General features: G+C 55.3%; 9 protein-coding genes. 4 read left to right on the plus strand and 5 right to left on the minus strand.

The window, feature by feature from the left end:
- Positions 1–105: 105 nt before the first annotated feature.
- Genes IJT02_04625 through IJT02_04645 form a run of 5 tightly spaced genes read right to left on the minus strand, consistent with a single transcriptional unit; the run spans position 106 to position 9,912 of the window.
- Positions 106–4,659: a hypothetical protein gene (locus IJT02_04625; protein MBQ7544211.1), complete on the minus strand. Its 4,554-nt coding sequence runs from the start codon at positions 4,657–4,659 to the stop codon at positions 106–108.
- A 2-nt stretch (positions 4,660–4,661) separates the two neighbouring features.
- Positions 4,662–6,683 (minus strand): hypothetical protein, encoded by a 2,022-nt coding sequence (locus tag IJT02_04630; protein MBQ7544212.1) that lies wholly within the window; start codon positions 6,681–6,683, stop codon positions 4,662–4,664.
- A 43-nt stretch (positions 6,684–6,726) separates the two neighbouring features.
- Positions 6,727–8,901: a thioredoxin domain-containing protein gene (locus tag IJT02_04635; GenBank protein ID MBQ7544213.1), complete on the minus strand. Its 2,175-nt coding sequence runs from the start codon at positions 8,899–8,901 to the stop codon at positions 6,727–6,729.
- A complete protein-coding gene (locus IJT02_04640) occupies positions 8,861–9,499 on the minus strand; it encodes an HAD family hydrolase (GenBank protein ID MBQ7544214.1) in 639 nt (212 codons plus the stop codon). Before IJT02_04640 ends, IJT02_04635 begins: the two co-directional genes overlap by 41 nt.
- 8 nt (positions 9,500–9,507) lie before the next feature.
- Positions 9,508–9,912: a hypothetical protein gene (locus IJT02_04645; GenBank protein ID MBQ7544215.1), complete on the minus strand. Its 405-nt coding sequence runs from the start codon at positions 9,910–9,912 to the stop codon at positions 9,508–9,510.
- 100 nt (positions 9,913–10,012) lie between these two features.
- Between IJT02_04645 and IJT02_04650 the strand changes: the two genes are divergently transcribed.
- From IJT02_04650 to IJT02_04665, 4 genes are read left to right on the plus strand one after another with little or no spacing between them, the layout of a single operon-like run.
- A complete protein-coding gene (locus IJT02_04650) occupies positions 10,013–10,696 on the plus strand; it encodes a precorrin-2 C(20)-methyltransferase (GenBank protein ID MBQ7544216.1) in 684 nt (227 codons plus the stop codon).
- Positions 10,684–11,532, plus strand: coding sequence for a hypothetical protein (locus tag IJT02_04655; protein ID MBQ7544217.1), 849 nt, complete (start codon positions 10,684–10,686; stop codon positions 11,530–11,532). The genes IJT02_04650 and IJT02_04655 overlap by 13 nt, the downstream gene beginning before the upstream one ends.
- On the plus strand, positions 11,520–12,335 hold the full coding sequence (locus IJT02_04660) for a GGDEF domain-containing protein (protein MBQ7544218.1): 816 nt from the start codon (positions 11,520–11,522) through the stop codon (positions 12,333–12,335). The genes IJT02_04655 and IJT02_04660 overlap by 13 nt, the downstream gene beginning before the upstream one ends.
- Positions 12,336–12,353: 18 nt before the next feature.
- Positions 12,354–13,640, plus strand: coding sequence for a cation:proton antiporter (locus IJT02_04665; protein ID MBQ7544219.1), 1,287 nt, complete (start codon positions 12,354–12,356; stop codon positions 13,638–13,640).
- Positions 13,641–13,765 lie beyond the last annotated feature (125 nt).

A 13,765-nucleotide genomic window follows, 5' to 3' on the forward strand; every position in this document is an offset into this window, starting at 1 on the left:
TATCACTATCTCCTTGACCTTGTTTAACTTTTTGTGAAGTGTAGCACACACAAGCACAAAAAAACAGACCCTCCGTCTGCCGGAAGGCCTGTCTGTTACGTCAAGTTACCTGCGCCTGAAGAGCAGTGCCAGCCCCAGAAGTCCGAGACTGAACGAAGCGCAGCCGCCACCGCCACCGCCTCCATCAGAGCTTTCTCCCTGACCTTCAGTGTTGTCAGGAGTTGTCTGAGTGTTCGGCGTGCCGCTGGTGTCCTGCTGAGCTGTAGAAGAACCCTGCACCATCCACATCGTGCCGGTTATCGCTCCGTCGTCGACACCGTCCGGCACAACCAGAAACCAATTAGTTCCTCCGCCTTTGACGAACTGCGGGCCGTCGCTGTTCCCAGTCGTGGGTACGTTGGCCAAGTAAGCGGTCAGTTCGAGGTGAGCTCCCTTGTTGCCGTCGGCAGCAGTGTACTTCAAGACCCCGTGCTGCAGTGCTTCGGTCGCGTCAAGCCCGCCGGAACCCACTACAGGCCAGGAATTGCTCGCTGTCTGGTAGTCGATCCTCAGTGCGGTAAAGAGCTTCTTGACCGCCGCGTTGTCGTTGTGAACGTCCGAGAGGTCAGAGCCCAGTGCCGCTTTGAGCTGTGCGCTGGAGAAATTCCACGAGTACGTCAGCGGGAAGATATCTCCTGCCGCCCTGTCCTTGAAGTCGATCTCTACGCCTGCGCCCTTAGAGGCCACGAAACCTCCAGAGCTTCTGTAGGCCCGTGATGTCGTGAAGGTAGGCGTTGAGGTCTTGAGCTCCGAGACCATTACGACATTCGCAACGTTCCAGACACTCTTGAAGTTTTGCTGGAAGGTTGATGACTTCACGATTGATTCTGACAGGTCAGCAAGGCTGATGGAGAGGTCATGCTCCGGCGAGATTGAGCCGATGTACGACGACAGGTAGTTGATGAACTCGCTGGAGACCCTGTTCATTATCGTAGCGTCCTGGTCGACGCGAACGACCCTGCTGGCTGTTGCGGGCTGTCCGTCGGGCATTGTTCTATTGGTCCTGACGGAGATTGTCGTTGTGCCGTAGTTGCGGGCTATGATGTTGCCGAGAGTTTCGTGTATGGAGATGACACCCGGGCTGCTTGACGACCATGTTACGGGCTCGCAGCCGTCTGCCGTTCCGCCGTAAGCGGTTGTGCCGTTCTCGTAGCGGATTACGGCGATGAGGCTTGCGGTCGTGCCGAGACTCTTGAGGGTGTTGGGGATGCCGCTCATGGTGATGCTGGCGATGTTGAGGCTCGTGTTTTCGCCGGGTTCTGCGCTGCTGCTGCTCTGCTCAACCTCAAACGCTCCTATGTCGAGGTAGTTGCTGTTGCCAGAAGGCTGAGGTCTGGTTACCCCGCGCTGATCCGTTTTGGGCAAGGTTGGTGCGTATGGAACTTTGTCCATTGCCCGCTCATCCAGAGGCAACGTAACTTCCTCGTCAAGTTTCACCGTCTGAAGCATGACCTGCTGTGTGTCCGACAGCTTTGAACCTATGTAGGGCGGAATATCCGCGCCGCTGGTTGATGCGTTGTCCGCAAGAGCAGCACTCTGGCCGAAGAACGTTGCGGTTGTCCAAGTAGATTTCTGCCTGTCCGTATTCTGCCCTGTCCATGCACCGTTCTGGTTGTTGTAGCCGTATATTCCGACCCTGTTGTAGCCTCCGCTGGCCGCCGAGCCGGAGGCAAAAATATCATTGCCGAACGTTGCATCATTGCCGACCGCTATAGATGCCATCAGAGTCAGCGTTCCGTTTCCTACGTAAATTCCGCCCCCGTTGCCGTTGCTGGAAGTGTTGCCGAGCGTAAACGTGCACATTGTTACGCTTACGCTTCCGAGCGTGTACAGAGCACCGCCCTCCGATGAAGAACCTTCCGCTTTGTTGCCTGCGAATGTGCTGTTGGTTATTTCGGAAGGCTTGGTAGTTCTGATGTCGATGTAAACAGCTCCGCCGTGCGCAGTCCCTGAACGATCGCTTGCTGTGTTGTCCGAGAAAGTGCAGCGTTCGATATTCATCGCATCAACCTCTACATAAACAGCTCCGCCATCACCTATTCCTGCGAAGTTGCTGACGAACTGCGTCTGCTCGATCTTCACGTTTGAGCCGTTGCCATACTGTGAATAATATAATGCTCCTGCGCTGCCTCTTTGGGCTTCGTTCTTGAGAAAGTAGCTTCCGCTTATCGTGAAATTTGTGGGGTCTCCCCAGATTGCTCCGCCCCTGCTGTCGCGGACAAAGTTATTCATGAATGAGGACTGCTCAATCGTCGCCGTGCTGCAACCATACAGCTTGAGTGCTCCTCCCTCAATGTCCGCCTCGTTGGCATCAAAGTAGCAGTTGGTGATCTTAGCCTCAGAAGTTTGGCTTGAATAGACACTGACAGCCCCGCCCGAGCATAAAATTTGCGCAGTATTTGCAGTGCTGTTGCTGAGAAACTTGCTGTCCGTCAGTGTTATCTTGTTGCCGGTCGTGTAGACAGCTCCGCCGCCGTTCTGTGTCGTCTCTGCAACTGTCGTGGCTCTGTTGGTGTGTATGTTGCTGTTGAACTCCGAGGTCACCGCTTCAAAGTCGCCATTTGCGTAGATAGCACCGCCGCCGCGTGAGGACTGGTACGCCGTGCTGTTGTTAGCTGTGAATGTCGAATTTGTTACCTTCACTCCGGCATCTGAGTATACAGCTCCGCCGCCCTCTTTATTTTCTCCACTTCCACCAGTGCTGGTGTTGCCGGAGAATGTCGAATCCTCAACAGTAACCTGACTGCCCGCATAAATCGCGCCTCCGTAAAGTGCCACATCTCCTGAGATCTCAGACTTCTTCACGTCAACAGTCCCGAGTGTGTACAGGAAGCCTCCCGCGCCGTTAGTTGCGGTGTTGGTTAATATGGTCTGGCTGTCGATGACGACATTAGCACTATTCGCGTACAGAGCTCCGCCGTTCTTGTAAGCAGTGTTGCCGGAGAAGGAGAACGACGTGCCGGAGGAAAGCGTAATCGTGTCCGTGCCGCTCGAAGCGATGAAGACCGCGCCTCCGTTGCCAGCAGTTGTGGTGGAAGTTCCGCCGCTGGTCTGGTTGTTCGTGAACGTCGCAGATGACTGGAATGCCTCCGTGAAGTCCGCCGGAGACAGCCCCCACCAGATTGCTCCGCCGTCCCCTAACGTTCCCTTGTCGTTGTTGCCCTTGTTGCCGGTGAAGGTAACAGCACCCTTGAACTCCAGTTCCGTAGTGCCCGAACCAGCGTAAACAGCTCCGCCGTGATCGTTCGCTTCGTTGTTGGTGAAGGTCGCTGCTTCCGCGAAGCTGACAGTGCCACTGCTGATGTAGAGAGCACCGCCCGAGTACGCTGTGTTGAGGGTAGATGCTCCGAAAGAAGCTGTCTTGCTGAAATTCACCGTGCCAGTGCCGATGTTGGCCACTGCTCCGCCGAAGTATGCCTTGTTGCCGTCAAAGGTTGCTGTACCGAGCTCAGACACAGCTGATGTGCTCGAATTGTTGAAGCAGATTGCTCCGCCGAAACCGGTTGACCCGGACGGGGCACTATCATTCTTAGTTGTGCTGAGCTGTGTAGAGGCCGCCGCCGCCCTGTTGTTGGTGAAAGTCAGGGTCGCGTCTTTGTCGGTGATCATTCCTGTGCCGTTCACGCAGATTGCGCCGCCGTTTTCTGTTGCGGTATTGCCGTCGAAGTTCACCGTTCCCGACATGGACAGAGTACAGCCGTCATTAATGTAGACAGCTCCGCCGTTCGTTGCGCTGTTCTTCTTGAAGTTTGCTCCGCCTTCAATGCTGACAGTACTTGATGTTGCCGCGTATATTGCGCCGCCGTTTTCTGTTGCTGAGTTCTCCGAGAAGGTGTAGCTGCCGCTGAATGATGCACTGCCTGTTTCAGTTACGTAAACTGCTCCGCCGTTCTGGGCACTGTTCTTGTTGGTGAAGTTGCAGGACGCAAAAGTAGCTGTGCCTGTGCCGGTTACGTAAACTGCCCCGCCGTTCGTTGCTTCGTTGCCGGTGAAGGTGCAGGACGTGAAAGTCGCACTGCTCCTCCCGGTTACACTGACAGCCCCGCCGTTAGTTGCTTTGTTGCCGGTGAAGGTGCAGTTCGTGAAGGTTGCTGTGCCCGCCCCGCTCAGGCTGATGACTCCGCCGTCTGTTAATTCTTCGCCGGTGTCGTCGTCGTAGCCGGTCAATGTGCAGTTCCTGAAGGTTACGTTCTCAGCAGCGAGAGTACCTGCCGCAAGATTTATTCCGCCGCCCTCGATGTTCAGGCCGGAAAGATTCAGGGTGAAGCCTGACGCATTGATGGCAAATATCTTGCTCACATCGTCCTCGCTACCCTCAAACTTTATTGTCGGTCGTGGGCTGCCCCCCTTGATGGTTACGGACGTAAAGGAATAATCCGCAAAATCAAGAATCTCTTCGACGTTCAATGATGTGGAGAGGGTGATTGTTACTTCGCTGTATTCTTCCTCTGCGCCCGCCGCCGCGTCCAGCGCATCTGCAATTGAGCCGAACTCGTTTTTCTCTTCATCAGGATCGTCCACTATACTGCAGGTAAATCCCCGTGTAGTTGCCGCCTCCGTCGGAAACGATACACCTAGTGCCAGCACCAGTGCCAGCACAAACAAGACCCACTTCCTCATTACTATGAATTTCTCCTTTCACGCTTCATGTACCACAGCACTGCCGCCGCAAACGCAAATATCCCCGCAGACACCGAACTGCATCCGCCGCCACCGCCGCCTTCAGCAGTCCCGCTGTTGTCTCCGCTCGCAGGAGCAGAAGCATCGGGCGAAGTTACGTCGGGATTATTTATGTACTCAGCAGGCGCAATGAAGAACGTCATGTTCCACTTTGTGTCGTCATGCCCGTCGCGAAGGACTATGTACTTGTTCTCCACGCCGCTCGAGCTCGTGTCGGGCACAATCGAGAACTCAGGCTTCTCGCCGTCCCGCGTCCCATTCATGAGCATCGCAATGAACGACACAGTGATTAATCCCCTGTCGTTGTCCGTCGTGATCCTGCCCCTGTCCTCGTCAATGAACACCTTGACCAGATCCATTGCGTCCCGCCTGGTCAGCTCCTGCGTCATGTCCCAAGGGTTGGGCGTGCCATCGTTGTTGTCTACCATCACATACAGGTGGAAGTAGTCGGAGAACATCGAAAGCTGACCGGTTGTCCTCCACTCATCGAGCATGTCGTTCCAGTTCGTACGGCTCTGAATCTGCGTTATCGGTATGTTGAACGTTATGTGAAGCGGCAGCATCCCTTCAACCGACGACGTTCTGAGGTTCGCGGGTATCGTGTGGTCAATCGTGAAGTACTGAAGTGCCTCTGAGGGCATCGCGTCGTGCTTCACCGTACTTGCCGTGAGGTTTGCCGTCGTCGGCGTAGTTACTGTCTTCGTAGAGCCCGTGATTCTCGCGACATTGTCGTAGAAGTTCATGCTAGCTGGCTTGAGCTGGAACGCCGTTACCTCGAACAGGTTGAACCTTCCCTCAGCCGCCGGATAACCGTACGTGCTCCCGAGCCTCTTGCCGAAGATTACCCTGTGGTTCAGCCGGAGGTCATAGACTCCCGTGCCCCTTGCATCGTCGACAGGGAACAGACGGAGCGGCCGCTTGTTGCTCTCGTTGACGTTGTACTGTCTGCGGTAGACGCTCACGAGGCCGGGCGCGATGTGGCTTGCCGGTGCGAGCTGAAACTGTCGCGCAATGTACGTCGTGCCCTGATAGCGCGGAATGTCGAACTTCCAGAAGCTCGGGAAAACCCACGTGTTCAGCGTCCCTCCGTCGTATGCCGCGTACCTTACTGCCGTGTGATTCACAACCTCCGTCGTGAGCAGGTACTCTATGCGCGTGTTGTCGGTGTTGAGGTCATTAACCGGCACGAACACCCACTGTCCGTCGTTGAGGTGGGCATCTCCGCCGTAAGGGTAATTGTCATCAACGCGCCAGTCATCTATCAGGTCATAGGCCGCAATGTTGCCGTTCATGTTCGTCGAATCACGGAGCGTGAGCCTCAGCTCGAGCGGCACGTCAGACGCTGTACCGTAAACAACATTAGAGATGACCATTGGGACGGGCATTCCCTGAGAGGGGGTTGAGTTGGGGTTCTGCTGGAAGTAGAAGTACTGCGCAACCGTGTCGTAGGTCTTACGGCTCGGAGTGTAGCGGGCTATCTCGAAGTGATACTTCCTCCATAGCTGGTCATAATCCCCGCCCGGCCACCCGAGTGCTGTCTTTGTGTCCGTGTAAGGCACTGCGTCCTCGCGAACAAGCGTACTCACCGCGAGGTTGGGTGTCGCTACGTCGAACTGATCGTCCAGAGACGGAACTCTGAAGTTCATGTCGAACTCGCCTTTGTCGTCCGCTACCACAAGAAACATCGTGTTTAGGCTTCTGTCCGTTATCGCTGTCTCTGATTTGCCGCTCAGTACATTGAGGACCGGTGTATCTGAGGTGAGCATGTCGCCTGATACGTCAATGGGATTGGTGTGCGTGTCCCCTATCGTCTCTCCTGCATCGGTGAGCACCATCCACTGATAGCTGACTCCGCTCGGGCCATAAAGGTCATCGAACTTGTAGTCAGAATATCCGGCACTTGCCAGACATGACACAACCGCAAGAGCTGCCAAGACTCCTGCGGTTTTCCTGAAACGTGTCAATTGCATAACCTCCTGCTAAAAATTTTTGCTGCAAATGTATATTTTACCTTTCGCGCCGTCTTCCTGCGCGTCTTCTCTCTGCTCGTTCACTGCGTGTGCTGCTGGCTGCCGTCCGTCTTGCACGTGCCGCGCGCCTGTCTTCCTGCTCCGTTTGTTCTGGCGGGGAAATCTCGGGGGCTTCGTCCTCGCGGTTGAGCTCCTCGTCCGTCGGTACGGGTTTCGGCGGCGGGGCGGGCTTCTTCTTGACGGGCTTCCACATCATGTCCGCGACAATCAGGCTCAAGTACCCCAGAGGGTCAGCAGAAGTGCACTTCGAGAAGCACGCAATGATGTTCCGCGCGTAATCGGAGTACTTCTTCTCCTCTAAGATTATCCCCAGTTCGCTCAAGGCAATGGCGGCCACAGCGTTTGCACTGGGCAGAGAGTTCGCGTCAACAGCTGACTTTATCCGCGCGAAAAGGTGTCTGTCCGTCCCGTCGGTCTGGAACAACCCTCCCAGCTTCTCGTCCCACAGCTTGTCTATCATCTTATCGGCCAAACTTTGGGCGGATTCCTTCCATTCGTCCAGCTGTTTCTCTACTGTGGTGAAGTGTTTTGTTGCCTTGTACAGCTCGACGATTCCCCACAACAAATACGCGTAATCTTCCGCCTGCGCAGGGATATACGCTTTGCCGTCAATCCATACCCTCTGCCACTCTCCGGCTCTGTCGTGAAGATTCTTCTGGATGAACAGCGCGCACCTTTCGGCCAAGTCCTTCCACTCTGACTGCTCAAAGGCTGTTGATGCCCGCGCGAGTGCTCCTATCATGAGGCCGTTCCAGCCCATGAGAATCTTGCTGTCGGTCTTGAGGGGGTTGCGTTTGTCGCGTGCCTCGAGGAGAATCTTGCGGCATTCGTTGAGGCGGATGACGACTTCTTCTGCCTTAACGCCGCTCCTTTCCGCGAGGTCAGTAACTGTCGAGGCCTCGTAAAGTATGTTCTGTCCCATCTGCGAGCCGGCAATTTCGGCCTTGAGGTTTCCGCTAGGAAGCACACCGTACGCCGCGCAGAACATCCCCGCAAACGTCTCGGGAAGTATCCGGCGTATCTCGTCCTCGCTCCACGTGTAGTACCTTCCTTCGCCGTCGTCAGTGTCGCCGTCAACCGATGCCCTGAACGCCTGCGAATAGGCTGTGTCGTCGGCAAAGTACTTCATCGCGCAGAAGATAATGTCCTCCGCGAACATCCTGTGAAACTGGTTCGACGAGACTTCCTCCATCATTGACACCGCAAGAAGCATCAATGCCTGCATGGACAGTTCTTCCTCGAACTTCGGGACTATCCAGCGTTCGTCGGCCGCACTGCGCATGACTCCTCCGCCCAAGTGGTCATGAATGCCTCCTCGCCAGATTCTCCTCAGCGTAACATCAGCCATAGCTTCGGCGTAACTCTTCTCCTTCGCGCTGTCGTCTTTGGCGATGTGTGCGAGGAACAGGAGCTTTGAGGGCTCGGGCATCTTCGGAATGCCTCCCCAGCCGCCCCAGCGAACGTCAAAGATCGAGCGCAGGTCGTTCAGTGCCTCGTAAGCCTTGATCTTGCCGATTCGTCCGCCCTTCTCGCCTCCGAGTTCAGAGAGCCGTGCCGAGAGCTTCTCCGCGAGCTCGCGTTCAGTGCGTCCGACATCACGCCTCTGCATATGCCACAGCCAGCGCATTCGTGGAAGAAGCTCAGTTATGCCGGGAACTTGGCCAGCCGTGCGTTTGGGAAGCCACGTTGCGCAGAAGAACGGTTTTCCCTCAGGTGTCATGAAGACGTTTAGCGGGTAACCTGCACTGCCGTGCTGTAGGCGGCAAGTCTCCATCAGCAGCGCGTCAACATCCGGCCTCTCGAGCGCGTCAACGTAGACAGGGATGCACGAGGAGTTCAGCATTCCTGCGACTTCGCGGTCAGAGAAGCACTCCCTGTTCATGACGTGGCACCAGTGGTCGGAGTACAGCCCCACGCTCACGAACAGCGGCCTGTCCTCGCGCCGGGCCACAGCAAAAGCCTCTTCTCCCCATGAGTGCCACCCCACAGGGTCAGAGGCTCTAGCTCTGAGGCACGGACTGAGCTCCCCAGCGAGGTGGTTTGCAGGGACAAATGGCTTCCTTAGGTCGGCGGCCTGAACCTGCGAAGAATATTCGCCGTAAGCCCGAAGGTCATTCATCAGCCATAGCGACAAGTTCGCCGAGTTCGTCAATGCTCCTCCACGCGCCTAGAAGTGCAAACTCTTCGTGCGAGAAGTTGCCCTTAGTGATGCCTATCGGCCGGACGTTGGCGGCTTCGGCGGTCAGGATGTCGATGTCAGCGTCGCCAATGTACACCGTCTCTGACGCAGGAACATCAAGGTACTTCATGATTTCCTTCAGCATCGCAGGATTCGGCTTGTAGGGCAGGTGTCCAAATGGTTCTTCTGCTCCGGCGATAACGTCAAAGTACTTGTCCAGCCCGGTACGAATCAAGGGAAGGCTCGGCTTCTCCCTGTTGGAGGCAACGGCGAGCTTCACACCCTTTTCACGCAATGCCGTCAATGTCGGCACAGTGTCGGGGAAAGGACGGATGAGCTCGCGCTCCAGCCTCTCGCTCTGCGAACGGTAGAGCTTTATCCACTCGGGACGGTAATCGCCCAGCAGTCCCTCGCAGAACGTCGGGATAGGCGTAGCTATATACTTCATCGTGAGTTCGTGGGAGACTTCAGGCAGGCCTTCATGACGGGCTACGTAGTTGAAGCCTTCCATGATGGCATAGCTGGAGTCTACGATGGTCATATCGTGGTCGAATATCATCAAGCGTATCACTCAGCACATCACCTCCGTAAACTGCTGCCCATGTTCCTGAGCATGTCATTGCGCATCTGTGTCGGACTCTGGGTGTTCGTTACGCCCGGCTGTGCCCAGTAAGAACGTGCCGTCGTCGAAATGCTGCCTATCATGTTCACGCCGAACAGTTCAAGTATCATCTGAAGCCCGAGAAACACCCACACGAATACCCCCAAGAAAGCTATTATCCTGAGGCTTGAGGAGATAGTCCTGTCTGCGCTCTGTTCGAGCCTCCTGACCTCACGCTCTGCTTCAAGGCGTTCTTCTACAGGGAGGTCTTTCTCCATCCTGCGCAGGGTGAATATCCTCCACAGGCTCGCTCCGCCTAGTGCCCACTGCCATAAACCTATCAGGAACACCGTTACCCCCACGAAAGCTAACAGCACCATCATAATGAATCACTTCCTCGATAAATTGTAGTATTGGGTACGTGTGATATTATAGCGAATAACGAAAAAATTAAAGCATTCACACAAAGCAGGTATACCCATCATGATACTAATCATCGCCGGTACAGGTCCTGGAGAAGGCAGGCTTCTGACGCTCTCGGCATTCCAGAGGGCAAAGAGCGCGGATGTTGTTATCGTGCCGCGTTCTCACGGAAACATTCAGGGTCAGGCCGAGAAGGTAATCACAAGACTCTTCCCTGAACAGAAAATCGTGCACATGACTTTTCCGATGACGAGTTCTGCGGGCAGGCGCGACAGAGCTATACTCTCGCAGCTTGAGGTTCTTCGTCCTGAGTGGGAGGCAGCACAGACGGTCTTCTTCCCTGTAATCGGTGATTCTATGCTCTACTCGACGGGAGATTACCTGCTCAGTGCGTGGCGGAAACTTGTCCCGGATATTGAGGTGTCGTTCATTCCTGGAGTGTCTGCTCATTCACTGGCGGCTTCGTGCGCAAAGAGATTCCTTGCGATGAGGGATGAAGTCTTCTCCGTGATTCCCGGCACTGCCGACAGAGAGAAGATACGGCGGGCACTCTCTGTGTGCGACTGTGCGGCAATCTACAAGCCGACGGCGATCCGCGACATCCTCGAGCTCGCTGAAGGTTTCCGTCATGTTGTGCGGGTGGATTATGCGGGTATACCGGGTCTCGAGAAAGTTATCAGGGGCGAGAAAGCTCTTCACGGAATCACAGAATACATGTCGGTGATACTGCTATGGAAGGATTAATCAAGGGCGAACTGTTGATGACGCTTCACATCCTGCTGGGGCTGGCAATCGGCGAGGTGATAATGTATTTCCGTCTTCCTGACCTGCTGATGAGACGCTTTATGCCCTACCTGAAACTTGCGCCGTCGTCGTCGCTGGCAGTTGCGGCATCGTTTGCGTCGTCGAAGGCCGGAGCAGCGTTGCTGTCGTCATCTCTCGCGCAGGGCGAAATCTCCGAGAAGTGCGCTGTGTGGAGCGTGCTGATGCTGTCTCTGCCGTCGTACCTGAGACGCTGGCCGTCAACACTACTGCTGTCCGTCTCGATGGCTGGCACGGCCGGAGGAATCTACGCGCTGGCTATGCTGTTCCTGAGCGTCGGGAGGTTCGTTGTCGCGTACATGTTCGCACGGACTGACGGCGAAACTGTCTCTGCGGACATAAAGCCATCATCTCATAGAGTCCCAATCGTCAAGCGTCTCGTAAAAACATTGCCGTTCGCGTGGGGGTTCTTTGCGCTGTCGTACTCGCTCGTTCCCATGCTCAACAAGTACCTTCAAGGAATGTTCACGGGCTCTCTGGTTGCGGCAAGTGCTGTCGTCCGCGTGAATGCTGCCCTTGCGATGGCGGGCGGGTCTCTGGCGAAGGGAGAACTCACAGTGCCTCAGGCTGTGTTCGCGCTTCTGCTCGGGAGCGGGCTGGGGACTTTCGGGCGGGTGCTGAGGATGAATGCCGGGTACTACTTCGGGTTCTTCCCGCTGAGAACTGCGCGGAAAATGCTGGTGATGAACCTGCTGACTATTGCGCCGTTTATCGCAGTGAGCCTCTTTGCCTCGTACATATGGCTATGCATGAACTGAACATAATCACGGAAAGCACGAAACTTATCGCCATCCTCAAAGACGTTGAGCCTCTGCCCGGCTTTGCGCACAATTTCAACGGAGACAGCGGAACACGGATAATCATCACCGCCAAACTCCAGAATGAGCCTGACCCTTCCGCGAAATATATTCTGTGCTCGCGCGAAGCCCACAAGTTGGAAGCAGAGACGCTCTCGGTGCTCTATGACTTGTGGCCGATGCCGCTTACACGTCCTCTTGCTGTCTTCCTCTTCAGGAACATTCAGGAACGTATCAGGCACGAACTCGAAGACGACAAACGCATAATCGAGATGGCACGTCAGGACTATCTTACGGGGCTTGCGACGAGGTGGTATCTTCAGGACTTCATAGAGAGGAACAGGCACGAGCGCAACATTACGTGCATTTATCTCGACCTCGACAACTTCAAGAGCATAAATGACACATTCGGGCATCAGGCAGGGGACAGGGCATTAGCGGCAACCGCAGAAATGATGCAGAATGAGTTTGCGGATGCTTTTGCGGCTCGAATGGGCGGGGATGAATTTATGCTCGTCCTTCTCGGCAGGAGGGACATCAACGCGACGGCAGAGCGTGTAACCTGCTTCATGTCCCGCTTGCTGAAGTACTACAGCACAACGCAGACGATGCGTGCACTTTCCGTGAGCGCGGGAATCTCGCAGACGAGGCCTGACAGCGACAAGACAATAGACCAGATAATACACGAGGCGGACAGGGCATTATACGAGGCCAAGAAATCCGGCAAATCACAGTGTAAAATATACACTCCCTCAATGGGATAGAAAGAGGCGTTATTATACTTGTCATTACTTCTTAAGGTAGCCTTCGCACTGTTTGCGGGGCTGGCAATGACGCGCGTATTCAAGTACACCGTCGGACAGAAGGGGATAATGTTCCCCGATGTAACTTCATTCCTGATAGCTGGGCTTCTTGTCGGGCCGTACGTTCTCGGGAGCGTGAGTGATTTCGGCTTCGGTTCGTCTGATGAACTTGCGGCTGTCGGAATAATCTCCAACATCGCGCTTGGCTTCATAGCGTTCGACATTGGGAGCGAGTTTGAGCTGAAGAAGCTCGAGGAGATGGGCAAGACCGCAACCTTTATCGGAATCTTTCAGGCTGTTGCGGCTGCGCTTATGGTTGATGCGGCTCTCGTGTTCCTGAGCGTGAAGTTCGGGCTTCTTCCGCTTCCTGCGGCGATAACTCTCGGTGCGATTGCGTCGGCGACTGCTCCTGCGGCAACGTTAATGGTTGTGCGACAGTTCAAGGCGAGCGGGCCGGTAACGGATCTGCTTCTGCCGATTGTTGCACTCGATGATGCGGCGGGTCTGGTGATTTTCGCGGTCTCAATCGGAATCGCTCAGGCGATGCAGGGCGGGACGATTAACGTTATCTCCGTAATCGTGAACCCAATGCTTGAGATTGTGTGCTCGCTGGTTCTCGGTGCGTTGATGGGCTGGGTGCTTACGAAGCTGGAAAGGTACTTCTTCTCCAACACTAACCGTCTCTCGATGACAATCGCCTTCGTGATGATGACGATTGCCCTTGCGTCGCGTGAAGTCTATATCGGACAGGTACGGCTTGCGTGTTCGTCGCTGCTGGTGTGCATGATGCTGGGGACGGTGTTCTGCAATTTGTGCGAGTACTCGGCGGACATTATGCATCGTTCGGAGAGGTGGAGCGCGCCGCTGTACGCAGTGTTCTTCGTGCTGTCGGGCGCGAGGCTGGAACTCTCCGTGCTGAAGAATGCGGGAGTCCTGCTCACCGGGACTGTGTATATTCTCGTGAGGTGTCTGGGCAAATACTGGGGAGCAAGGCTCTCGAGCGACATTATGCACTGCACGCCGAACGTCAGAAAGTACTTGGGGATAACGCTGTTCCCGCAGGCGGGCGTTGCGCTGGGAATGGTTGTGAGTGCGCAGAGTTTGGGTGCGGAGACCGGCGGGCTGATACGCAACATAATTCTGTTCAGCGTGCTGGTGTATGAACTTGTCGGGCCGATGATGACGAGGATGGCACTTACTGCGGCGGGAGAGATTGAGCAGAAGAAGCCGGAACACGTGAACCGTTCGCGTTTTCAGAGTGTATAATAACGGGCAAAATTTCCCCAGAAAGGACAATTGACATAATGCGTCAAAGCACTATAATTTTTTCGGGCTTCGGGCTTCGGGCTTCGGGCGAACTATGTAACTTTTCACGTTGACGACAGCGTCCA

The sequence above is a fragment of the Synergistaceae bacterium genome (genome assembly GCA_017450125.1).
In the GTDB taxonomy this organism is placed as follows: Bacteria; Synergistota; Synergistia; order Synergistales; family Aminobacteriaceae; genus JAFUXM01.